The 24,153-nt window shown below is 34.5% G+C and carries 19 protein-coding genes; 8 read left to right on the plus strand and 11 right to left on the minus strand.

Annotation, left to right across the window (positions count from 1 at the left end; genetic code table 11):
• Positions 1–67 precede the first annotated feature (67 nt).
• The 3 genes from purD to ACQQ6V_RS06735 form a co-directional block, all read right to left on the minus strand.
• On the minus strand, positions 68–1,306 hold the full coding sequence (purD, locus tag ACQQ6V_RS06725; protein ID WP_448844782.1) for a phosphoribosylamine--glycine ligase: 1,239 nt from the start codon (positions 1,304–1,306) through the stop codon (positions 68–70).
• Positions 1,307–1,409: 103 nt separating this feature from the next.
• Positions 1,410–2,129 carry a pirin family protein gene (locus tag ACQQ6V_RS06730; protein WP_448844783.1) on the minus strand — a complete coding sequence of 240 codons (720 nt, stop codon included), beginning with the start codon at positions 2,127–2,129 and terminating at the stop codon, positions 1,410–1,412.
• Between the two features lie 181 nt (positions 2,130–2,310).
• Positions 2,311–2,832: a nuclear transport factor 2 family protein gene (locus ACQQ6V_RS06735; RefSeq protein ID WP_448844784.1), complete on the minus strand. Its 522-nt coding sequence runs from the start codon at positions 2,830–2,832 to the stop codon at positions 2,311–2,313.
• Between the two features lie 386 nt (positions 2,833–3,218).
• On the opposite strand from ACQQ6V_RS06735, the gene metG reads away from it, so the two are divergent.
• Complete coding sequence (gene metG, locus ACQQ6V_RS06740) at positions 3,219–5,252, plus strand: methionine--tRNA ligase (protein WP_448844785.1); 2,034 nt, start codon at positions 3,219–3,221, stop codon at positions 5,250–5,252.
• Between the two features lie 316 nt (positions 5,253–5,568).
• On the opposite strand, the gene ACQQ6V_RS06745 is transcribed toward metG, so the two are convergent.
• The 8 genes from ACQQ6V_RS06745 to gpmI all read right to left on the minus strand — a co-directional run bounded on the left by ACQQ6V_RS06745 (position 5,569) and on the right by gpmI (position 16,576).
• Positions 5,569–6,972 (minus strand): TolC family protein, encoded by a 1,404-nt coding sequence (locus ACQQ6V_RS06745; RefSeq protein ID WP_448844786.1) that lies wholly within the window; start codon positions 6,970–6,972, stop codon positions 5,569–5,571.
• 29 nt (positions 6,973–7,001) lie between these two features.
• The gene (locus tag ACQQ6V_RS06750) at positions 7,002–10,151 is read right to left on the minus strand and encodes an efflux RND transporter permease subunit (RefSeq protein WP_448844787.1); all 3,150 of its coding nucleotides are present in this window, start codon (positions 10,149–10,151) and stop codon (positions 7,002–7,004) included.
• Positions 10,152–10,218: 67 nt separating this feature from the next.
• Complete coding sequence (locus tag ACQQ6V_RS06755; RefSeq protein WP_448844788.1) at positions 10,219–11,361, minus strand: efflux RND transporter periplasmic adaptor subunit; 1,143 nt, start codon at positions 11,359–11,361, stop codon at positions 10,219–10,221.
• 244 nt (positions 11,362–11,605) lie between these two features.
• The gene (locus ACQQ6V_RS06760) at positions 11,606–12,370 is read right to left on the minus strand and encodes a class I SAM-dependent methyltransferase (protein ID WP_448844789.1); all 765 of its coding nucleotides are present in this window, start codon (positions 12,368–12,370) and stop codon (positions 11,606–11,608) included.
• A 110-nt stretch (positions 12,371–12,480) separates the two neighbouring features.
• Positions 12,481–13,290: a type I methionyl aminopeptidase gene (gene map, locus ACQQ6V_RS06765; protein WP_448844790.1), complete on the minus strand. Its 810-nt coding sequence runs from the start codon at positions 13,288–13,290 to the stop codon at positions 12,481–12,483.
• Positions 13,291–13,401: 111 nt separating this feature from the next.
• On the minus strand, positions 13,402–13,833 hold the full coding sequence (locus ACQQ6V_RS06770) for a BT0820 family HAD-type phosphatase (RefSeq protein ID WP_448846179.1): 432 nt from the start codon (positions 13,831–13,833) through the stop codon (positions 13,402–13,404).
• A gap of 125 nt (positions 13,834–13,958) precedes the next feature.
• Positions 13,959–14,936: an acyl-ACP desaturase gene (locus tag ACQQ6V_RS06775; protein WP_448844791.1), complete on the minus strand. Its 978-nt coding sequence runs from the start codon at positions 14,934–14,936 to the stop codon at positions 13,959–13,961.
• Between the two features lie 113 nt (positions 14,937–15,049).
• Complete coding sequence (gene gpmI, locus ACQQ6V_RS06780) at positions 15,050–16,576, minus strand: 2,3-bisphosphoglycerate-independent phosphoglycerate mutase (protein WP_448844792.1); 1,527 nt, start codon at positions 16,574–16,576, stop codon at positions 15,050–15,052.
• Between the two features lie 125 nt (positions 16,577–16,701).
• Here gpmI and ACQQ6V_RS06785 point away from each other — a divergent pair, with 125 nt between their 5' ends.
• From ACQQ6V_RS06785 to ACQQ6V_RS06815, 7 genes are all read left to right on the plus strand, one after another.
• Positions 16,702–17,025 (plus strand): translation initiation factor, encoded by a 324-nt coding sequence (locus tag ACQQ6V_RS06785; RefSeq protein ID WP_448844793.1) that lies wholly within the window; start codon positions 16,702–16,704, stop codon positions 17,023–17,025.
• Positions 17,026–17,159: 134 nt separating this feature from the next.
• On the plus strand, positions 17,160–18,014 hold the full coding sequence (locus ACQQ6V_RS06790) for a nucleoside phosphorylase (RefSeq protein ID WP_448844794.1): 855 nt from the start codon (positions 17,160–17,162) through the stop codon (positions 18,012–18,014).
• Positions 18,015–18,254: 240 nt separating this feature from the next.
• Complete coding sequence (locus ACQQ6V_RS06795) at positions 18,255–18,620, plus strand: hypothetical protein (protein ID WP_448844795.1); 366 nt, start codon at positions 18,255–18,257, stop codon at positions 18,618–18,620.
• Between the two features lie 125 nt (positions 18,621–18,745).
• Positions 18,746–19,918: a M28 family peptidase gene (locus ACQQ6V_RS06800; RefSeq protein ID WP_448844796.1), complete on the plus strand. Its 1,173-nt coding sequence runs from the start codon at positions 18,746–18,748 to the stop codon at positions 19,916–19,918.
• A gap of 60 nt (positions 19,919–19,978) precedes the next feature.
• Entirely contained in the window at positions 19,979–21,163 is a 1,185-nt protein-coding gene (locus ACQQ6V_RS06805; protein WP_448844797.1) for a sigma-54-dependent transcriptional regulator, read from the plus strand.
• A gap of 70 nt (positions 21,164–21,233) precedes the next feature.
• Positions 21,234–22,604, plus strand: coding sequence for an MATE family efflux transporter (locus ACQQ6V_RS06810; RefSeq protein ID WP_448844798.1), 1,371 nt, complete (start codon positions 21,234–21,236; stop codon positions 22,602–22,604).
• 17 nt (positions 22,605–22,621) lie between these two features.
• The gene (locus ACQQ6V_RS06815) at positions 22,622–24,133 is read left to right on the plus strand and encodes a carbon-nitrogen hydrolase family protein (RefSeq protein WP_448844799.1); all 1,512 of its coding nucleotides are present in this window, start codon (positions 22,622–22,624) and stop codon (positions 24,131–24,133) included.
• The last annotated feature ends 20 nt before the right edge of the window (positions 24,134–24,153 follow it).

The following is a 24,153-nucleotide window of genomic DNA, read 5'->3' on the forward strand; positions in this document are numbered from 1 at the left end:
ATCTTATTACCAAAAAAGCCATAAAATAAAAAAGAGACATTGGTTGCCCAACATCTCTTATCCTTTATTAGAATTTGCCGATATCTTCTCTGTAGAAGTTGTAGTCAAAATCCACAGGGACAGCATCTTCATATACTTTATTTCGTGCGTCTTCGTAAGTGTCGCCCACTGCCACAATGTTAAGCACTCGCCCGCCGTCTGTTACCACGGTTTCGCCTTTATATTTGGCGCCCGCTAGAAGGACTTGGCTGTGTTTTACTTTATCTAGTCCTCTGATCTCGAAACCTGTTTCGTAATTTTTAGGATAACCACCTGAGCACATCACTAGGCAAACTGCTTTCTGATTAGAAAACTTAAGCTCCACATCTTTGCCGTGAAGACAATCGTTAATCACATCCAAAAGGCTATTCTCCAAAAGTGGTAAAAGTACCTGCGTTTCTGGATCGCCTAATCTCATGTTATATTCTAGAAGGTAAGTTCCGTTTTTGGTCACCATTAGCCCAAAGAAAATAAATCCTTTGAAGCTTAATGCTTCTTCCTTAAGTCCTTCTACTGTTGGAGCAAGAATATTCTTCTCAAAGTCTTCTTGATGTTCTGCCGTAAATTCTGGGCTTGGTGCCACAGATCCCATACCTCCTGTATTAGCGCCCTTGTCTCCATTGGCTACTTTTTTATAATCTTTAGCAGAAATACATGGGAACAATTTTTTCCCGTTAGAGAATGCAATGATAGAAGCTTCGAAACCATTAAGGTGTTCTTCTATAACCACCTTGATCCCAGCATCTCCGAAGATACGCTTAATCATAAAATCGTGTAAGGTTGCTTCTGCTTCTGCTTTGTTTTCACAAATTACAACACCTTTGCCTCCTGCTAGACCACTTGCCTTAATTACTAATGGATACTTTTCGTCTTCTAGATACTCCATTGCATCGCTATAAGAATCAAAAACTTTTGCTCTCGCTGTCTTGATGTTATACGTCTGCATGAATTTTTTAGAATAAGCCTTGCTTCCTTCTAAAGATGCGGCTTTCTTGGAAGGACCAAACACTAAAAGATCTGCTTTCTTAAACTCATCTACCAATCCTTCTACCAATGGTGCTTCTGGACCTACGATGGTTAAATCAACTTTGTGCTGAATGGCAAAATCTTTTAATTTGAAAATATCGCTTTCATATATGTTTTCTCCTAATTTTTCGGTTGTCGCATTGCCTTGAGCAAAATACATTTTAGTAATGCGCTGATCTTGACTTAGCTTTTGTGCAATAGCTGATTCTCGACCTCCGTTCCCAACGATAAGTACTCTCATTATATTATTTTTATTTTTTACAATTTATTGTGTCAAAAATACTAATTTTTCATTAAAAAGCCTCACAATAATTACATTGTAAGACTTAAATATTTCTTAAATTTTAGGCAGGAAGCTCCATCGGAATCTCCATTAATAATATTTCTGAGTTATGAGCTACTTCAATTTTAACTTGATTAATACCCCAAATGCCCAATCCATCTCTGGTATCTACAAGCTGATCTCCAACTTTTACACTACCATTAAGCACAAAGATGTAAAGCCCATTTCCTTCTTTTTTTAATTGATAATCGACAGTTCTATCTTCTGTAAATCTGCCCCAATTAAACCAAGCATCTTGATGAATCCAGACACCATCATCATCCGCATTAGGCGACAAGATCTGTAAAAATTGGTTAGGCACTAATTGGCTTTCGAAATTTTGCTCATCATAACGAGGACTTACATCCGTCTTGTTAGGAATGACCCAGATCTGCAAAAACTTCACAGCTTGAGTGTCACTAGCATTTTCTTCGCTGTGCATAATCCCTGTGCCGGCAGACATAACCTGGATGTCTCCTTTCTTGATAATACCAGAACTTCCCATATTATCGCCGTGACGCAACTCTCCTTCTAGCGGAATAGAGATAATCTCCATATTGCGATGTGGATGTTTCCCAAAGCCCATTCCGCCTTCTACAAAATCATCATTAATCACTCTAAGAACACCAAAATTCATTCTTTCAGGATTATAAAAATTGGCAAAGCTAAACGTGTGATGGCTTTTTAACCAACCATGATTAGCATATCCTCTTTCGTCTGATTTATAAAATATTGTTTTCATATTATTTCATTTTGATAGTACAAATGTCGCTAAACAAAATTCTTATCACATTGATGTGTGTTAAGAAGCATGGGTAGCTAAGGATGATTCTAATATTATTTTAAGCCCAAACTAAATCTTGGGTCTTATCATGCAAAAACCGTCTTGTTAGACGGTTTTCTATATTTTTTTTTATTTTAATTTATTTTTTATAATCTAAAATAAGGGCATCTTCAATTGGAGTTTTAATCTTAGTCACTTCATCAATAACTTCATTAGGAATCGTGGCTGAGAGTACATATTGTCTAATCTTCCACTGTCCTTTTACTTTTTCTAAAACTCCAGAACCGCGACATATCTTCATCTGAGTATCTAGCACTTCGTCAAACCAAGCATAATTACCATCTTTACTAAAATATATATTTCTCTTTAAAGATTTGAAATTCCACGTTGTTTTTTTATCAAAATAAGGTTTTGCCCAAGCTTTAAATTCTTGTTTATTCCAAATTTCTGTAGCATCTGTACCTATAAAGTTAGATTCTTCTGCAAAGCAATTAAAATAATTATCATATTCTGCATTGGCTGCAAAAGTGTTGAAGTTATCCAAGAGTGTGTTGATATTCTTCTTTTGAACGTTTTCATAAAAGCCTTTTTTCTGCGCAAAAAAAGAATTAGAACTTAAAAGTAAAATAAAAATTACGACAATAAAATTATATTTTTTCATAAAGTGATAATTTAATAATGATTAATGCATACAGAAAACACAGAAAACACACAAAACACACAAAATCCTAAAAACCTTTGTTATTATAGTTTTCCGCTTATAAAGATAGTATTTTTCTAATTTTGATGATTGCAAATAAGTCTTCTAATAGTTTTGCTAAATTATAAAATGATTACATGGTTTAAAGAAACTCAACATAAAAAACACCTTGTAACTCACCATCAAGTCAATTAATTATTAGCAATATATAAACTCTAAATAATCGTTTAACTTTCTTAGCATTAAACTTTCTCTAAAATTGAACACAACTTGATTAATCTACGTCTTAATCTATTCACAAAACATTTAAAAATCGTACTTTTGTATTATAAAATTTTCAAAGTAAAATGTCAAACAGAAAACTGATTACGGCAGCTTTGCCTTACGCGAATGGTCCGGTTCATATAGGACATTTGGCGGGAGTTTATATTCCGGCTGATGTCTATGCAAGATTCGAAAGAAGATTAGGAAAAGATGTAGCTTTCATCTGTGGATCAGATGAGCACGGGATTCCTATTACTATTAGAGCAAAAAAAGAAGGTGTTACACCGCAAGATATTGTGGACAAATACCACGGAATTATAAAAAAATCGTTCTCAGATTTAGGAATTTCTTTTGATGAATATTCTAGAACGACAGATAAGAAACATTACGAAGTAAGTCAGGATTTCTTCTCAAACTTATATAATAAGGGGAAATTTACTGAAGAAATATCAGAACAATATTACGACGAGCAAGCTGGAGAATTTTTAGCAGACCGATATATTGTAGGGACTTGCCCTAATTGTGGTAACGAGAATGCTTACGGCGATCAATGCGAAAAATGTGGTTCTACTCTTTCTCCTACAGAGTTAATCAATCCAAAATCTATGTTGAGCGGTAACAGTCCTATTCTTAAAGAGACTAAAAACTGGTATCTTCCGCTTAATGATTATGAAACCTTCCTTAATGAGTGGATCATAGAAGGGCATAAAGACGACTGGAAACCCAATGTTTACGGTCAAGTAAAATCTTGGTTAACCGATGGTCTTAAGCCTCGTGCGATGACCAGAGATCTTAATTGGGGCGTACCTGTACCACTTCCTAATGCCGATGGAAAGGTACTTTACGTTTGGTTTGATGCGCCAATTGGATACATTTCTTTTACGCAACAATGGGCAGAAAAAAATGGCAAAGATTGGAAAGATTATTGGCAAAGTGAGGAATCTGATTTGATACATTTTATTGGTAAAGATAACATCGTGTTCCATTGTATTATTTTCCCAGCAATGATGAAGGCTCATGGTGATTATATCATGCCAACTAATGTACCAGCTTTTGAGTTTTTAAATCTCGAAAATGATAAAATTTCGACATCAAGAAATTGGGCAGTTTGGGCTAACGAATATGTAGAAGAATTCCCTGGGCAACAAGATGTATTGCGTTATGCGCTGTTATCTTCTGCGCCAGAAACCAAGGATAATAACTTTACTTGGAAGGATTTCCAAACCAAAAACAACTCAGAGTTGGTTGGTATTTTTGGGAACTTTATTAACAGAGTTGCAGTTTTAATGCATAAATATTACGACGGTGTCATTCCGCAAGGTGATCTTAATGCACCAGAATTAGCAGAAGTTTCTAAGTCGGCTAAAGAAATTCATGAGTTCTTGGAGAAATTCGAATTTAGAAATGCTCTTACAGCTTTGATGAATTTAGCACGATTCGGGAACGGCTATCTACAGACAGAAGAACCTTGGAAAACTATTAAAGATAATCCAGAAAAAGCAGCGCAATCATTATTTGTTGGTGCTCAGATTGCTGTTGGACTTGCACAGTTATGTGAGCCTTTCATGCCTTTCAGTTCTGAGAAATTATTAACCATGTTTAATGTTGAAAAAATGAGTTGGACTGACGTAGAAAATACGCCAATTCTTATCGAAACAGGACACAAAATTAACGAGGCTTCTCTATTATTTTCTAAAATTGAAGATGATGTAATTGATGCGCAAATTCAAAAATTAGAGAATACCAAAATCAATAATAAAAAAACAAATCCTAACGCAAAACCTATGAAAGAAGAGATTTCTTTTGACGATTTCAGTAAAGTAGATCTTAGAATCGGAACCATCTTAGAAGCAGAAAAAGTTGAAAAAGCAGATAAATTATTGAAGTTTAAAGTAGACACAGGGATTGACGTAAGAACTGTAGTTTCTGGTATTGCAGAAAGCTTTTCTCCAGAAGAATTGATTGGTAAGCAGGTGATGGTATTAGCTAATCTTGCTCCAAGAAAAATCCGTGGCATAGAATCTCAAGGTATGTTCCTTCTAACAACAAAACCTGACGGAAAACTATCTTTTGTTACGCCAGACGATTCTGTAGAAAACGGTATTGATGTTGGATAATTTGATTAACAACTAATAATATAGCACCTCAGAAGTTTTTCTGAGGTGCTTTTTTAGCCCCGATAGAAGCGGCATCCTTTACTGGGCGAATGAGGCGGCGGAGCGTAGCGGAGCCGTCCGAGTGAGCCCAGTAAAGATATAGCGGATAGTGGGAATTGCTCCTAAAAAATGTTATGCTAAGATTTCGACAAGCTCAATGTGACAAAACATTATATTTTCGGAAGCTTATTGAAGTAAAAATCCAAATTCTTAATTGGATTAGAAACCAAATAAGACACAAAAAAACCTGACCAATTATAGTCAGGTTTTTGTGATATTAAAATTGCCCTCCACCCAAAGCGCGATAAAAGTTAGTGACCGCTTGCAATTGCTGCAACTTGTCATTAACCGCAGCTAATCTGGCTTGTAGCAATGCTTGTTCTGAGGTTAATACATTGACGTAATTAACTTTGGAAGAATAAGTCAACAACTCATTATTAAATTCTACCGCCTTTTGCAAAGACTGAATTTGAAGTTGCCTTGTAGATTCTTTTCCTTTAGCTTTGGTATAGGTTATCAAAGCATTAGAAACTTCTGAACCTGCCGTTAACAAAGTCTTTTCGAAGGTGAAATAGGCTTGTTGCTTTCTGGCTTCAGTCACTTTAACTTGCGCCTTTCTGCTCCCTTGTTGGAAGATATTCTGAGTCAATGCGCCTCCCACTGTATAGAACAAGGATTCTTTAAAAAAATCTTGAAGATTCTTAGAAGACAATCCTAAAGTCGCCGTGATATTAAGCGATGGATAAACTTGTGCTTGTGCTATATTTTTGTTTTCAAAAGCTTGACGAAATGCCATTTCTGCTGCGACAACATCTGGACGATTCTTAAGTAATGATGCTGGCACACCAGTTTTAAGATCTGTATAGATCGTTTGAGAATCAATATTATTTCGTGTAATGGCTTGCGGCGTCTCGTTCATCAAAAGGTTAAGTGCATTTTCGGTTTGTTGAATCTGAACGTCCAAATCAGGAACTGTTAACTGCGCAGAATATAAGTTAGCCTTGCTTTGCTCAACATCTGCACCAGTCAGATACGCAGCTTCCATTAACAACTGTACCGTTTCTACATCTTTCTTACGCAATTCTATCGTCTGATTGGTAATTTCTAACTGCTTATCCAACGATAATAATTGATAATATAGATTAGCTGCTTGCGCTACTAACTGCGTTTGCACGGCTCTTTTAGCGGCATCAGTTTGCATAAAACCTGCATAAGCAGATCGTTTCATGGATTTCATTTTTCCCCAGATATCAATTTCCCAACCTGCGGATACGCCCAACTGATAATTCATAATATCAGGCATTCTAAAAGTATTTCCTTGAGCTGCTGGGCTATTTTTAGTATCTTTTACAGAAGCTATTCCATCTAAAGTTGGCAAATTATTGAGCTGAGATTGCTTAAAAACTGCATCTGCCTCTTGTATTCTTGCAATGGCAACTTTTAGATCCGCATTATTCTCTACTGTCTTCTTAATAATACTTTGCAACTTGTCATCTGTGAAAATAGTATTCCATGATAAGTTAGCAATACTCGTACTATCCTCACTGGTTTTGGTACGGTATAAGTTGTCCTGCCAATCTTTATTAATGTCTGGCTTTTTATAAGTTTCTGTGACTTTACAAGAATGAAAAAATCCTGCAACCCCAACTAATATTATAAAATTTGATATTTTAATTTTCATTGTTTTTAAAATTTGAATTGGGTTAAAGATTACTCGCTTAGTCGGTTTTGATAATCATCGGCAGTATATTTTTTAGAAGAAACCTTCTCCTGAATATATTGAAATACAACAAACAATACAGGAATAAAAAACACTCCAAATATTGTCCCAAAAAGCATCCCGCCAATCGCACCAATACCAATAGATTGGTTACCTACTGCCCCGGCTCCCGTTGAAATTGCCAAAGGAAATAATCCAAAAATAAATGCAAATGATGTCATCAAAATTGGTCTAATTCTTTGTTTTGCCCCACTAATAGCTGCATGTACAATAGTGTAACCTTTTCTTCTAGCATCCAAGGCAAATTCTACAATTAGAATAGCATTTTTTGCCAAAAGTCCGATCAACATAATCAGCGAAATCTGAACATATATATTATTAGAGCCTCCAAAAAAGCTTGAGAATACCATAACACCAGCAAGTCCAACTGGCAACGAAAGCATTACCGCAAATGGTAATAAATAACTTTCATACTGTGCAGCCAACAAGAAATACACGAAAATACAACATAGTATAAAGATGTAAACCGTCTGACTACCTGCATTAACTTCTTCTCTCGTCAATCCAGAATACTCATAACCGTAACCTGTTGGTAATGTTTTTGCAGCTACTTCATTAACAATATTAATGGCATCTCCAGAGCTGAATCCCGCATTGGGCGTACCATTAATCGAGACTGAGGTAAAGAGGTTAAATCGGCTTATAGATTGTGGTCCATATACTTTTTTCGCCGTAATAAATCGGCTAAGTGGCGCCATCTCTCCTGCTGAATTACGAACCATTACTTGATTAAAACTTTCTAAATTTTCTCTTGAGTTAGCAGGCGCTTGGTAGATTACACGATATTGTTTACCAAAAAGATTAACATTAGAAGCATAAACTCCACCATAATAACCTTGCATTGTACTCAAAATATCAGATACCGAAAACCCAGCAGACTTGGTAGCTGCAACATCAATATCAATCATGTATTGAGGATAATTGGGATTGAAAGCTGTAAAGGCATTTTGGATCTCAGGACGCTCTTTAAGCGCATTGATAAAGTCGTTACTTACTTTGGTGAGATCTTCTATGCTACCACCTTTTTGATCCTGCACTTGTAGCTCAAAACCTGCTGCATTACCGAATCCTTGTAATGTTGGTCTTCCAAAGAAGGTAAATTTGGCATCTTTAATATGCGCTGTTTCCTTATAAAGTTTAGCAATGAAAGATTGAATATCTGTTCCTTTTGCTGTTCTCTCGCTCCAAGGTTTTAACTTAATAATTAACATCCCGTTATTACTACCACTACCACTTATCATACCACGCCCAGCAACTTTCAGGATATGATCAGACTCAGGGAATTTTTCTACAATTTTTTCAACTTCATCTAAAACAGCTTTTGTTCTTGCTTCACTTGATCCTAATGGTAAAGTAATATCAGAGAAAACACCACCCATATCTTCACTTGGCACAAAGGACTTCGGTGTAGAATACATAAGCCAACCCAATAATCCTGCAAAAGCTGCTAAACCTACAAATGCAATCCATTTCTTTTTCATCAGAAATAATACACCACGCGCATATCTTTTAACAAACAAATCAAAAATAGTATTAAAGTGCTGGAAAAATCTTTCTAAAAAATTCTTCTTTTTATCTTCTTCAGAATGAGGTTTCAGTAACAATGCACATAAAGCTGGACTTAACGTCAGCGCATTAACCGCAGATAAAATAATTGCAATTGCTAAAGTTAACCCAAATTGTTTATAGAATACACCAGCAGATCCCGTGATAAAACTTACAGGAATAAATACGGCTGCCATAACCAAAGTAATACTTATAATTGCGCCACTAATCTCATCCATAGCATTGATAGACGCCTTAAGTGGTGATTTCTCTCCTTGCTCTAACTTACTGTGTACAGCTTCTACGACGACAATAGCATCATCCACCACAATACCTACAGCAAGAATTAACGCGAATAAAGTTAATAGGTTAATCGTAAAACCAAATATCTCTAAAAAGAAAAATGTACCAACAATTGCAACCGGAACAGAGATAGCAGGAATTAATGTTGATCTCCAATCTTGTAAGAAAATAAATACAACAATAAATACCAAAATAAAAGCTTCTACCAAGGTATGAATAACCTTCTCTATTGAAGCATCTAAGAAATCGTTGACGTTAACTAAGGTTGTCCATTTAATACCTTTAGGGAAAGATTCTTGAGATTTATTAAGAACTTTGATACATTCATCAATAACTTCCTGGGCGTTAGATCCAGCAGTCTGCGCAATTGCAATACCAATACCTGGATTACCATCCGTCTGGCTTACTCCAGAATAATCTTGCGCGCCTAATTCTATTTTGGCAACATCTTTTAATTTTAATATTTGACCATTTTTAGAAGCTTTCAGAACAATATTATCAAATTCCGGAATCTCTGTTAATCGACCAGAATATTTTAAAGTATATCTAAAACTTTGATCCGATTGATCGCCCAAACTCCCTGGAGCAGCTTCAATATTTTGTTCTGCCAATATAGTACTAATATCAGAAGGTACTAATCCGTAAGATGCCATTCTCGTTGGGTCCAACCATATTCTTATAGAATAATCTTTATTACCAAAAACAGTAGCATCTCCAACACCAGTTACTCTTTTAATCTGAGGAATGATATTAATGTTAGCATAATTCTGAATGAACGTTAAGTCATATTCTGGATTTTCACTATACAATGAAAAAATTAAAACGTTAGAACTTTGACGTTTGGTTACCGTTACACCTGCTTGGGTAACTTCTCTTGGCAATAAGCTATTGGCACGTGATACTCTGTTTTGTACATTAACCGCAGCAATATCTGGATTAATCCCTTGTTTAAAGTAAACTGTAACAGAGCCAGATCCATCATTGGTCGCAGAAGATGTCATGTAAGACATACCTTCTACTCCATTAATCTGTTCTTCTAACGGTACAATAACACTCTTAAGGATAACATCTGCATTAGCACCTTGGTAACTTGCGTTAACAACTACTGTCGGCGGAGCAATATCTGGATACTGGGCAACTGGTAAACTAATGATTCCCAATACACCAAGGATGACTATAATGATAGAAATAACGGTAGATAATACCGGACGTTCTATAAATTTTTTAAACATATTTCTAATTTATTTTGAAATCTATTATACTTCTAAAACCTCATTAGAAGCAATAGATTATAAAAACTTACTTCTTAACAACACTTTCTAGAGATACTTCTTTAGGAACGACTTTGGTATCATCTTTTAATAATCCAACGCCTTCTACGATAACTTTATCACCAGATTTCAGGCCAGATTGTACGGCATAAGTCTGTCCGTCTGGAAGTTCCTGAATTTTAATTTCTACAGATTTTACTTTATTATCTTTATCAATAACATACACGAATTTCTTTCCTTGTAATTCGTACGTTGCTTTTTGCGGAACGATAATAACATTCTCTAGATTATTAGGTAATTGTACTGTTGCGCTATAACCACTTCTCAACAATCCATTAGGATTAGGGAAAGTTGCTCTCATAGAAAAAGAACCCGTGTTAGGATCTACCATACCACTTATAGATTCTATTTTTCCTTTTTCGTTGTAAGTTGTACCATCTGATAAAACCAAATTAATTAATGGCGAATTTTTAATTTTTTCAGCTATTGAAGAGCCTTCAGAATGTTTAAAAAACTCTAATTGATCTTTTTCATTAATAGAAAAATAAGCAAATATTTTTGAAATATTAGAGACAGTAGTTAATGGTTGCTGTGTAGAGCTGCTTACATAGCTACCAGCTTTAAGCGGCAACGTCCCCGCTACACCACTCACTGGACTTGTAATAATCGTATAACCTTGATTAACTTGTGCATTGGTTAACTGAGCTTGTTGTTCTGCTAGATTAGCTTGAGAAGCCTTAAGATTAAGCTCTGCGGCTTGTAACTCGTAAGCAGAAATAATTTTTTTATCAACAAGAGGTTTGGTTTTTGTGACTTGCATACGAGCAGTTTCAACTGCAGCTTTTGCACTGTTTACAGATGCTTGTGCCACACGAACTAATTGCTCATACTGCGGATTTCTAATGCGGAAAAGGGATTGTCCTTTACTCACCATACTTCCTTCGTCTATGTATACGTTTTCTATAAAACCATCAATTTTTGGTCTTATTTCTACATTTTCTATACCTTCTAATCTCGCAGGATGTGTATTGATATTTTGAGCAACACCTTCTTTAGCAACAATATAAGAATAAGGCTGTGGAGGTTGCTCTTTTTTCTGATCTTTAGGATCAGATTTAGAACAAGATGTAATGATTACAACAGTAAGTAATAATATCGATATTTTTCTCATGTGGAGATTTTAAGTTAATTTAGTTTTAAAATTTCAAAGAATGGTAAAGTTATTTAAATAATCAAAAAGAGCTTATCTTTATTGATACAAAATAACAATGACATATAATAGATTGATTAAATAACAGAAAGTTAAAGTTAAACAAACGTTTTAATAGTTATTTAACAGTTGATTAACACTAGCTTTTCTATAATCCACTGGCTTCCAAACTACTATACATTGCATAAAAAAATCCGATTTTTTATTATTTTCGGATTATAGGAAGTATTTCGTTTTTATTTAGACCAAAGCGATGCTGCTCTTCTTCTGAAAACTGCTGAGAATAGTAATTAATATCAACATTAAAACCAACTTGCCTCAACCTATCAAAATAATCCATACCATACCAGCGGACATGATCGTATTGTCCAAAATGCTTTTGACGTTCTTTCGGATCAATTATCGAGAAATCTTCATAGCTTTTTTCTAGAGAATTCTTCATAGGAACTTGCACAATACCCCAACCATTAGGACGCATAACACGATACAGCTCTGACATTGCCTTATTATCATCAATAATATGTTCTAAAACATGATTACAAATCACAATATCAAAACTATTATCCTCAAATGGTAAGTCCAATATATCAGCTTTAACATCAACAATCGGCGAAAATAGATCTGCTGATGTATAATCTAAATTACTTTGTTTCTTGAATTTTCTTAAAAATTCTTGCTCTGGTGCAATATGGAGTACTTTATAATTTTTTGTAAAAAAGTCTGTCTCATTCTGAAGATATAACCACATTTGACGATGCCTTTCTAGACTCAAAGTCCCTGGTGACAGAGCATTTTCTCGTTGTTTACCATAACCATAAGGCAAAAACTTTCGGTATGATTTTCCGTCAATAGGATCGGTAAAACGATTACCTTTAAAAAATAAAACAATTAATGGTCGTGCCAAGATACTTGCCTTAATAAGCAATGGTCTAGGAATTTTATTAAGTAGAAATTTAGCTATTCTTTTCAAAACTAATTGGTGCTAAAAACTAAAATTCACTTCAAATAAAAATTAACAACAAAGCAATATTATACTTTATTCATTTTATCTAAAGTGAATTCTATTTATTTTTTTATTAATTAAAAATCCAGCTGAAAAGCTTTTTCTTCATCAGATTTAATCCCTAGAGCTTCATAGATATAATCATAAGTAGACAGCAATACAGGCTTACCATTAATAATACAAACGTCATGCTCAAAGTGTGCCGAAATCTGATTATCCAAGGTCGTTACCGTCCAACCATCATCATGAAATTTAACTTTCTCAGTTCCTAGATTAATCATAGGTTCAATCGCTAATGCAATACCATCTTTTAAGACTTTTCCGCTACCACTTTTACCATAATTAGGCACTTGAGGATCTTCGTGCATCTGACGTCCCAGACCGTGACCTACTAATTCTCTTACGACACCATAACCTTCTTTCTCACAATAGGTCTGGATAGCATGCGAAATGTCGCCTACTCTTTTACCACGGACACACTGCTCAATACCTTTATACAAAGATTCTTTAGTAATTTTCAAAAGCTTTTTAACCTCTGGCTTTACTTCTCCAATCTCGAATGTATAAGCGTGATCGCCAACATATCCATTAAGAACAGCACCACAATCTACAGAAATAACGTCACCTTCTTTAAGCTCATCTTTGTTAGGAAAACCATGAACAACTTGCTCATTAGGCGACATACAAAGTGAATTAGGAAAACCTCCGTAGCCCAAAAAAGCAGGTTCTGCATTATGATCTTTAATAAAATCATGTGCTAATTTATCAAGATACAAAGTGGTAATTCCGGGTTTGATTTCTTTAGCAATCATTCCTAAAGTTTTAGATACCAATCTTGCACTCTCCTTCATTAATCGGAGTTCCTCTATTGTTTTTAATATAATCATTTTATAATAGACATTTTTATAATAGACATTTAGATTTTAGATTTTAATGAAAATATAGCTTACAGAAGCTTTAACATTAAAATATATTTTATTGAAATCTAACGTTTTATTTTACCAGAAAAGTCCTTTTTTCTTTTCTTTTTTCATTTTAGAATAAGCATGAACTTCGCCACCAGCAACTTGAAACTCGATGCGTTCTTTCACAATCTGATAGACTTCTCCCCAACCAGGAAAACCGCCTAGGTTACGATCATCAATAAATAGATCAGCATCAATCTTACGACTTTGAGTTTCAGAATCAAAAACTTCACCTTCAAAACTTGAATTAACAGCATAAAACTCTAATCCATTTTTACGGCAAAATTCTACGGCATCTTCCAAAGCTTTACCATGTCTGTATGTCCAAAGAATTAATCTGTAACCTTCTGATTGAAGTTTTTTTAAAGTATCAAATGCAAAAATTTTCGCTTTTCCTACACCTGGATAGGCATCATCTACAATTGTACCATCAAAATCGATTGCTAATTTCTTATTGTTAATCATCATGTTATTCTAAATTAAAAAGTATGCAAATATACGAAAATATAAAGCTCATTGCTGATTATTAAAAATAAAATCCAACACATTAGGGCGTTGGATTTTATTTAATTCTATTTATTTATTTCAAATTAGCCTTTAACCCATTTGAAGTTATATTCTCTATCTGGCGTACTGATACGATCTGTAATACGCTGCAATCTAGACGGCAACTTCATAAGATAATCTCTTGCTTTTTCGGCAGATTCATTAAGCCCTGTAATACCATCAATTTTCCAATCTACTAATAGGTCTTTAAGAATATCAATATAATCTTGTGCTGTATACACCATGCAACGTTGTGCCGCGTCTGAGAAATGCTCCCACAATTCTCCAGCTTTCTGCCCTGATTCTCTCATAAGGTGTGCTGGCATAACGATTTTCTTCTTCATCATATCTTCAAAAGCTAACATCATTTCGCTTGGATCCAATTCAAAAATCTTCTCTACAAAATGCTTATAAGCTTTGGCATGTCTTGCTTCGTCTGCAGCGATAACGCCACACATTTTAGCCAATTTGGTATTACCTGTCTGTTTTGCTAAAGTCCCTACACGACGGTGAGAAATATTAGTCGCCGTCTCTTGGAAACTTGTGTAAACAAAATTTCTGTACGGATCCATACTCGTCTGTAAATCAAAACCATCATTAATTAGATATTGGGTTGTAATTTCCATCTCACGCATGTTAACACGTCCACACAAATAAAGATATTTACCCAAAAGATCACCATGTCTGTTTTCTTCTGCCGTCCATGCACGTACCCATTGTGCCCAACCTACTTTATTTTCTTGATCAATCCCATCGATACCCATAATCCAAGATTCGTAGCTAGGAAGAGCTTCTTCTGTGATACAATCTCCAATTAATGTCACGAAAAGATCGTATGGCATCTCATGCGCAAATGTCTGCAACTCATCTAGTTGATCTTTAAAATCAGCACTAGATGTGTCTGGCAAAAAGTCAGCAGGTTGCCAAATCTTTTCTATAGGCGTAAGAAATTTCGAAATAAAATTCGACATTTCTACTTCCAAATTCTTCATTACCTCTTTCCTTACCAGCTTTGCGTACATGTATTATCTTTATTTATTTTTTTTGCAAAAGTACAAATATTATCCATTGCATAAGTTCTATTTAACATAAAACCATTTGTTTTTAACGTTTTTGTATCTATTTTATTTTATTCTTACGAAACTAAAACCTCTCCAGTCATAATTTCTGGGATTATAACTCCCATCACATTAAGAATTGTTGGCGCTACATCTCCTAACTTACCTGGTCTAAGATCCCAAGTTTGTTCTTTATCCATCACAATAAACGGAACAAGATTAGTAGAATGTTGTGTATTAGGCGATCCATCTGCATTAATCATTACATCAGAATTACCATGATCGGCTAATATAAAGACTGTGTAACCATGTTCATAAGCCATTGTTGCTACTTTCTCTATACAAGAATCTACAACTTCAGCAGCTTTTACAGCAGCACTAAACACCCCCGTATGTCCTACCATATCTGTATTGGCAAAGTTAAGACAAACAAAATCTACAGTTTCGTTTTCTAGCTCAGGCAATATAGCATTGGTAATGTCATAAGCAGACATTTCTGGTTTAAGATCATAAGTTGCAACATCTTTCGGACTTGGACAAAGCAAACGACGCTCATCCTTAAACTCTTCTTCTCTTCCTCCAGAAAAGAAAAATGTCACGTGTGGATATTTTTCAGTTTCAGCGATTCTTATTTGAGATTTACCCGCATTTTCTAACACTTCTCCCATTGTATTTTGTAAAACATTTTCGTCGAAAACAACTTTTACATTTTGATAGGTTTTATCATAATTAGTCAATGTTACATAATACAAATCTAATTTTTGCATTTCATAATCAGGGAAATCTTGCTGAGACAATACTTCTGTAATCTCACGTCCTCTATCTGTACGGAAGTTGAAGCATATAACAACATCTCCATTCTCTATCGTAGCAATTGGTAATCCATTCTGGACTACAGCAATTGGCTTTATAAATTCATCTGTAACACCTTCCTCATAAGACTTCTGTATAGAAAGCAAAGGATCTTTAGTCTCTTCTCCACGACCTTTTACCAATACATCATAAGCTAACTTTACGCGCTCCCAACGTTTGTCACGATCCATCGCATAATAACGACCTATTATTGATGCTAAAGCACCTGTAGAGTTCTTCATATGATCCAAAAGATCAGCAATAAAGCCTTTTCCGGAGTGTGGATCACAGTCTCTACCATCTGTAAAAGCATGGACAAATACGTTTTTATCCAATCCAAAATCATGAGCAGCAGACAACAACCCTTTGAGGTGGTTAATATGAGAATGCACACCTCCATTGGAAACCAAACCTATAAAATGAACTTTCTTATTATTCAATTTAGCATATTCAAAAGCGTCTTGGATTTCTTTTTCTTTGCCTAAAGTACCACTTTCTACAGCCATATTAAGTTTTACCAAATTTTGATAAACCACACGTCCAGCACCAAGATTCATGTGTCCCACTTCTGAGTTACCCATCTGACCAGCTGGCAAACCAACTGCTAATCCACTTGCTTCAAGTGTTGTATTAGGGAAATTCTTAAGACAACTATCTATAAAAGGTGTGTTAGCTTGCGCCAATGCAGAAACTTTATCGTTAAGGCCGATTCCCCAGCCATCTAATATTGCAAGGATTGCTTTTTTTGACATTATTATTCAGATTTTAATCTAAATACAAATGTATGAAATATGAAGCTAGTTATAGAATGAAAAATTAGTATTTTTAGATTTCAATAATTTGTTTATCTTTAACATCTTTTTCTAAAATCAAAACAATGGATCTAAGAGATCAACTAAAAAATCTTTTTCCCGAGCATGAAGAACAAGATTTTGAAATGCCAAAAGAAGAATTTAAACAAAGAGAACCTTTGGTATGTAAATTCGAAAAAAAAGGAAGAAACGGAAAGCCTGTCACTTTAATTGAAGGTTTTGAAGGCGATGAAGAGATGCTAAAAAAAATCTCTAAACAAATCAAAACAACTCTTGGCATCGGTGGTTCCGAAAAAGATGGTATCATTATTATCCAAGGTGATAATCGTGATAAAATCATGAAAATCCTAAAAGACATGGGCTATAAAACCAAACGTGTCGGCGGATAGATGATGTGATGATTGGATAGTTTACGAATTACAACATACATTCTACAAAAAATTACTTATCATCAACAGAAGATTTTGCACCATTATCCTTTAACGGAAAGCAACTAAATAATAAAACAATAAAAAATTATAAAATGTTAAATCAACTTGCAGCTTCAGAACTTGTTTTGAACGAAGACGGAAGTGTCTATCACCTTAATCTATTACCAGAAGATATTGCTGATAAAATCTTATTGGTAGGTGATCCAGACCGTGTACCAAGAGTTTCTAAATATTTTGACACGATTGAAGTTAAGAAAAACAAACGCGAATTCTATACCCATACAGGAACATTAAGAGGCGAAAGAATCACCGTAATGTCAACTGGTATTGGTACAGAAAATATCGATATCGTAATGAACGAATTGGATGCGTTAGTTAACATCGATCTTAAAGAAAAAACTTTCAAAAAAGAGCATAAAGCACTTAAGCTTTTCCGTATGGGAACTTGTGGTAGCGTTAATCCAGATATCGAAGTTAACAACCTGTTGGTAACTAAAAATGTTGTCGGATTAGATGGATTAATGCACTTCTATCAGGATTATAAATTCGAGAATGATTTTAGTAGAAACATGATGGAAAAATTCCCTTATGCTAACATCAAACCAATGTTATATTTCTCTGATTGCAGCGAAGAGTTAGCAGAATTGTATAAAGACGCAAAATACCACGGAAACACTGCGACATTCCCAGGTTTTTACGCACCACAAGGAAGACAACTTCGTCTAAAAGCTTTGGATGACAAATTCTTAGAAACACTTAACGACCTTGGCGTTTCTAACTTCGAGATGGAAACTTCTGCAATCTATGCTTTGTCAAAATTGTTAGGTCACGAAGCTATCACCGTAAACTGTGTGATTGCTAATAGAAGACGTGGAGAATTTGCTTCAGATCACCATGCATCAGAAAAAATGATGATCGAGTGGGTTCTAGAGCGCGTAATCAAATAGTTTATTTTTTTAAACTTTAATAAAAACCAGTGTTATATCAGCACTGGTTTTTTTGTTTATAATAATCATTATCAGCATTAATAATCAAAGAACTGTAAGCAAATATATCAGTCTATTTAAATTGACATCAATTCTCAATATTAAGGAAAATTATATTTTATTTAACATTTACTAACTATTATCGGAACACTTATTGATAATAATTACGTAATCAATTATTAATCACAAAAATAAAAAATTATGAGCAATCCAGAAGATTTCAACAAAGCTAAAGAAGTAGTAAACGATGCTAAAGAATCACTAAATAATTTTGCAGATGATGCTAAAGACAATGTAAGAAATCTTGCTGACAAAGCAAAAAACTACATTGACGAACAGAAAAAAAATAATCAAGAAGCATCTAAAGAAGGATTTTTTGAACATCTAAAAAACAGCGCTCATGATGCATGGGAAAGCACAAAAGACTTTGCAGAAGACGCTTGGGATAAGACCAAAGATGCAACCTCTGAAGCTTGGGAGACCACAAAAGACAAGACAGAAGAACTAACTGACAAAGTTAAAGATAAAGCCAACGAAGCTAAAGAAAATTGGAATAAAGACAATTAATAAGCTGAGACTTTAATATTCATAAAACGAGCAAAGGAAGGGAGAATTAATATCTACCCTTCCTTTTTTATTTTCAAAAAAACGCAAAAAAAACTAACTTTGTGGAATAATTAAAGTCTAAATTCATGAAAAAAAAGTATTTTTTCACAACTATATTAGCCCTTTCGGCTAATTTATTATTTTCACAAACAGCTGTCAGCTATTATACATCAGTTAGCAATCAAGTTTCTCAGACTAACATCAATAGTAATTTATTAGAATTTCAAAATATTGGAATAAAAACCACAGGATCTGTTAAGCAAAAAGAAGCTTTAACGTGGTTAAAATCAAAATATACTAGCTTCGGCTACAATCAAAATAGCATTGAAGAAAACCCTTTTACTTATCAAGGTAATACATCGTCTAATCTTATTGTCACAAAAAAGGGAACCAAATATCCAGACACTTATGTAATTATATGTGGTCATTATGATACACTTAATGGTCCTGGCACTAATGACAATGGCAGCGGTATATCTGTCATCTTAGAAGTAGCACGACTGTTACAAAATATAGAGACAGAATATTCTGTAAAATTCATTAATTTTTCTGGGGAAGAGCAAGGTCTTATAGGGAGTCAAAACTATGTTAAAAACATCGTGAACGGCACCACTCCAAAAATGAACATCAAGTTAGTTTTTAATATTGATGAAGTTGGCGGTGTTGCAGGCAAAGTAAATGACAAAATTAACTGCGAAAGAGATACAAATAATACACCAAGTACTAATAACGCAGCATCTAATACTGTTACTCAAGAATTAATGAAATATGTTGAGTTCTACTCTCCTCTACAGCCTAACTTATCTTATGCTTACAGCTCGGATTATGTTCCGTTTCAATCTAATGGAGAAGTAATTACAGGTTTTTATGAATTTATCGAAAGCAAAGTTCCACACACTGCTAACGATACCCTTGTTAATATGGATCCTGTCTACGTCTATAATGTTACAAAAGCAGCAACAGGTGCAATGATGCACTTTGCTAATGCTTCTAAAGAAAAGTTATCAGTCAATGCAACAGAACTAATGATTAAAGATTTCAAGATTTCTCCAAATCCTGCAAAAGACTTTATACAATTAGATTTCCCTGATAAAAACAAAAAAGAATATGAATTTTTGATTACAGATTTATCCGGAAAACTTGTTCTTAAAACTAGTAATACAGACAAAATAAATATTCCTAAACTTCCGAAAGCTTACTATATCGGAACATTAAAAATTGAAGGCCAATCCAGCAGTCAAAAAATATTAATTGACTAAAACATCATTGGATTTTAATACTTTGTAATTTCATACCATTATTTTTGCTAAATTTGTGAAATGCGAAAAATTCTTATTGTAGAAGACGAAAAAGCCATATCGGGAGTTCTTCATAGTATCTTATCGGACGAAATTCAAGATTATGATTTTGATATTGCCGAAGATGGTCTAGAAGCCTATAAACTTTTAGAAAAGCAAGATTATGCATTGGTTATCTCTGACATAAAAATGCCAAAACTATCAGGTACTGAACTTCTGAAACAGACTTTGCAGCTAAAACCCGACACTACTTTTGTGATGATTTCTGGTCATGCAGATATAGATACGGCAGTAAGTTGTCTTAAAGAAGGTGCATACGATTTTATATCAAAACCTATTGATATCAATAGATTAATCACTAGTGTTAAAAATGCTTTGGACAAAGGGAATTTATCTAAAGTTAATAAAAATCTAAAGTCAGAAAACTCTCAACTCAAGAAGAAAGTTAACAAAAAGTACGTTATGATCGGAGAATCTTCCGCATTAAAACGTATCCAAGACATGATTGACAAAGTAGCTGTTTCTGATGCTAGAGTATTAATCACTGGGCCTAACGGCGCGGGTAAAGAATTAGTCGCACACGCTATCCACTCACAAAGTGAAAGATCAAAAGGTCCAATGATAGAAGTTAATTGCGCTGCTATACCATCTGAGTTGATAGAAAGCGAATTGTTCGGGCATGTTAAAGGATCATTTACTGGTGCTATCAAGGATAAGTCTGGTAAATTTGAACAAGCATCTGGCGGAACAATTTTCTTGGACGAAATTGGCGATATGAGTCTTGTTGCACAAGCTAAAGTTTTGCGCGCATTACAAGAGAGCAAAGTATCTCCAGTAGGCAGCGATAAGGAAATAAAAGTAGATGTACGTGTCATTGCAGCAACCAATAAAAACCTTCACAAAGAGATAGAAAATGGTAAATTCCGTGAGGATCTTTTCCATAGATTATCCGTGATAGAGATTAATGTGCCTGCTCTTAATGACAGAAAAGAAGACATCCCTTTATTAATTAATCATTTTGCTAAGTTAATTGCAGATGAGCAAGGCAATACTGTAAAAGAATTTGACGAAAAAGCCATCAAAGCATTACAGCAATACGATTGGACAGGTAACATTAGAGAACTAAGAAATGTTGTAGAAAGACTTATTATTTTAGGTGATAATCCTGTCACTACAGATGATGTTGCTAACTTTGTGAAAAATTAAAAGATTATAATATTCTATACCCAACCGCAGAATGTTAAATCTGCGGTTTTTTGTTTTTAAAATTTAAAATATGAAATTTCTAAATCCCGATTATACAAGAGAAACCATGAAGCTCGCGCTTCCCGTAATGCTTACACAAGTAGGTCAGGTTTCTGTTAATCTTTTTGATAATATTATTGTAGGCAAACTTTTAGGATCGCAAGCATTAGCTTCGGTTTCTTTAGGTAATGCTGTATTTTTCTCGATTTTTGTTTTGGCTTTAGGCTTTTCCTTTGCCATTCCGCCTTTGGTCTCTGAGGCTAATTCTAAACAAGATCATGGTGTTATTAATAATGTTTTCAGACATGGATTCGTTATTAATATGAGTGTTGGTATTATTCTAATGTTGGCATTAATCTTTGCGATGCCACTACTCTACCATATGGATCAGCCAGCAGAGATTATTCCTGATACCATAGATTTCTTGCACATTATGGCGATAAGTATTATTCCGTTTATGATGTTTCAGACTTTGCGAGAAGTTTCTGAGGGGCTTAGTTATACGATTGGTGTGACCAAGGCAACAATATTAGCCAATATTATTAATATTATATTGAACTATGTTTTCATAAAAGGTATGTTTGGTTTCCCAGAAATGGGCGTACAAGGATCGGCTTTGGCAACTTTAATATCAAGAATTGTCATGGTTATTTTCTTATATTTTGTTTTAATTAAAGAACCAAAAACCAAGCGTTACATTAAAGAATTTAGCTTAAAAATATCAGAATTCAGCAGATCAATGTTTGATAAAATGGTAAAGCTAGGCTTACCAACAGCGCTACAAATGTTTTTTGAAGTAACTGCTTTTGCTGGTGCCGCTTTTATCTGTGGATTAATCAGTGCAAAAGATATTGCTTCTCATCAGATTGCATTGTCTATGGCATCTTTTACCTTTAACTTATGTATTGGTTTCAGTGTTGCTTCTACTGTAATGATCGGTAATAGATTAGGTAATCAAGACTTTATTGGTGTTAGAAAAATTGGTATTAACAACATCAAAATCACATTCTTATTCATGTTGGTTTGTGGATTAATCTTCGTTGTTTTCCGAGATATTTTACCTACATTCTTTACTAAAGATAATGATGTCGCAGTCACACATCTGGCTTCCCAGTTATTAATTATTGCAGCTTTATTTCAACTTTCTGACGGAATACAAGTGGCAACTTTAGGTAGTCTTAGAGGCATACAAGATGTTAAAATCCCTAGTATCCTTACTTTTGTGGCATATTGGGTACTGACAATTCCGCTGGGTTATTTCTTGTGTGTTACACTTAAGATGGGCGCATTAGGCATGTGGATTGCGCTAGGTCTTGGGCTTACAATTTCTGCAATCTTACTTGTTATCAGATTTTTAAGATTAACCAAAAGACTGCAAAACCGAAAAATTACTGAGCTATAATCCTATAAAAACATAATATGCAAGTAGAAATTAGAAAACTTACGGTAGATGATTATGATGAATTGGCTACAGCAATGCAAAAAGCTTATCCTGACATCGAAGATAATGTCTGGTCCAAAAGAAACATTCAAAAACTAACTTCCATATTTGCAGAAGGACAACTATGTATCACAGTAGACGGAAAATTAGCTGCAGCGGCTCTGTCTATTGTGGTACTTTATGAACTCTTTGGAGATCAACATTCTTATGACGAAATAACAGGACACGGTTCTTTCAATACACATAGTAATATTGGGAACACGTTATATGGTGTAGAAGTTTTTGTAGATCCAGATTATCGATCATTGCGATTAGGACGCCGTCTTTATGATGCAAGAAAAGAATTATGTGAGATTATGAATTTAAAATCCATTATTATAGGGGGACGAATTCCTAATTTTCATCTTCATAGTAAAGAACTAACACCAAGACAATATATAAAAAAGGTTAGGGATAAAGAAATATATGATCCTGTGCTTAGCTTTCAGCTATCCAATAATTTTTCTCCTATAAAAATCTTAACCGGATACTTAAAAGGTGATACAGAATCTGAAGAATACGCTGTACTCCTACAATGGAATAATATCTATTATACACAGCGCAAAAATACCACAATGCAAGATCAAGTCATTAGACTTGGATTAGTGCAATGGCAGATGCGACACTTTAAAGATATTGAAGCTTTTTATGAACAAGTAGAATTTTTTGTGGATGTATTAGGAAGTTATAAGTCTGATTTTTGCGTATTTCCAGAATTATTCAACACACCTCTTCTAGCTCAGTTTAATGAATTGAATGAGCGAGAGTCTATGCAAGAATTATCCAAATTAACTGAAGAGATTAAAAACAGAATTTCTCAATTTGCTGTTAGTTACAACGTCAATATCATATCCGGAAGTATGCCAATTATGGAAGATGGCAAGATGTATAACGCCAGCTACCTTCTACACAGAGATGGTAAAATTGAAGAATACAGAAAGATACATATCACACCCAATGAGCGAAAGTATTATGGCATGGAAGGTGGCGATAATATAAAAGTTTTTGATACGGATTGTGGTAAAATAGGTATCGTAATTTGTTATGACGTTGAGTTTCCTGAGTTGCCAAGGCTATTAGCTGATCTAGGCATGAAGATATTATTTGTTCCTTATCTAACAGATACACAAAATGCTTACACACGCGTGAGAAACTGCGCTGCCGCAAGAGCCATAGAAAACGAATGTTATGTAGCGATTACAGGTTGTGTTGGTAATCTTCCGGGAGTGAGTAATATGGACATCCAATTTGGTCAGGCTGCCGTCTTTACGCCATCAGATTTTGCATTTCCTTCCAATGCTATAAAAGGTGAAGCAACCCCTAATACAGAAATGACATTAATTGTAGATGTAGATCTTAACTTACTCAAAGAACTTCATTATAACGGTGCTGTACAGACGATGACAGATCGCCGTAGAGATCTCTATGACACTATTAATCTGAAATCATAAAACTATTATTTAAATTATAG

Source organism: Chryseobacterium electrogenes (assembly GCF_053553015.1).

Bases quoted from the DNA above. Each gene is read 5' to 3' on its own strand.
- map (WP_448844790.1), bottom strand. From the start codon at position 13,290: ATGATTATATTAAAAACAATAGAGGAACTCCGATTAATGAAGGAGAGT.
- ACQQ6V_RS06805 (WP_448844797.1), top strand. From the start codon at position 19,979: ATGCGAAAAATTCTTATTGTAGAAGACGAAAAAGCCATATCGGGAGTT.
- ACQQ6V_RS06795 (WP_448844795.1), top strand. From the start codon at position 18,255: ATGAGCAATCCAGAAGATTTCAACAAAGCTAAAGAAGTAGTAAACGAT.
- ACQQ6V_RS06790 (WP_448844794.1), top strand. From the start codon at position 17,160: ATGTTAAATCAACTTGCAGCTTCAGAACTTGTTTTGAACGAAGACGGA.
- ACQQ6V_RS06745 (WP_448844786.1), bottom strand. From the start codon at position 6,972: ATGAAAATTAAAATATCAAATTTTATAATATTAGTTGGGGTTGCAGGA.
- ACQQ6V_RS06730 (WP_448844783.1), bottom strand. From the start codon at position 2,129: ATGAAAACAATATTTTATAAATCAGACGAAAGAGGATATGCTAATCAT.
- ACQQ6V_RS06785 (WP_448844793.1), top strand. From the start codon at position 16,702: ATGGATCTAAGAGATCAACTAAAAAATCTTTTTCCCGAGCATGAAGAA.
- ACQQ6V_RS06815 (WP_448844799.1), top strand. From the start codon at position 22,622: ATGCAAGTAGAAATTAGAAAACTTACGGTAGATGATTATGATGAATTG.
- ACQQ6V_RS06755 (WP_448844788.1), bottom strand. From the start codon at position 11,361: ATGAGAAAAATATCGATATTATTACTTACTGTTGTAATCATTACATCT.
- ACQQ6V_RS06750 (WP_448844787.1), bottom strand. From the start codon at position 10,151: ATGTTTAAAAAATTTATAGAACGTCCGGTATTATCTACCGTTATTTCT.
- ACQQ6V_RS06770 (WP_448846179.1), bottom strand. From the start codon at position 13,833: ATGATTAACAATAAGAAATTAGCAATCGATTTTGATGGTACAATTGTA.
- ACQQ6V_RS06735 (WP_448844784.1), bottom strand. From the start codon at position 2,832: ATGAAAAAATATAATTTTATTGTCGTAATTTTTATTTTACTTTTAAGT.
- ACQQ6V_RS06775 (WP_448844791.1), bottom strand. From the start codon at position 14,936: ATGTACGCAAAGCTGGTAAGGAAAGAGGTAATGAAGAATTTGGAAGTA.
- purD (WP_448844782.1), bottom strand. From the start codon at position 1,306: ATGAGAGTACTTATCGTTGGGAACGGAGGTCGAGAATCAGCTATTGCA.
- metG (WP_448844785.1), top strand. From the start codon at position 3,219: ATGTCAAACAGAAAACTGATTACGGCAGCTTTGCCTTACGCGAATGGT.
- gpmI (WP_448844792.1), bottom strand. From the start codon at position 16,576: ATGTCAAAAAAAGCAATCCTTGCAATATTAGATGGCTGGGGAATCGGC.
- ACQQ6V_RS06800 (WP_448844796.1), top strand. From the start codon at position 18,746: ATGAAAAAAAAGTATTTTTTCACAACTATATTAGCCCTTTCGGCTAAT.
- ACQQ6V_RS06810 (WP_448844798.1), top strand. From the start codon at position 21,234: ATGAAATTTCTAAATCCCGATTATACAAGAGAAACCATGAAGCTCGCG.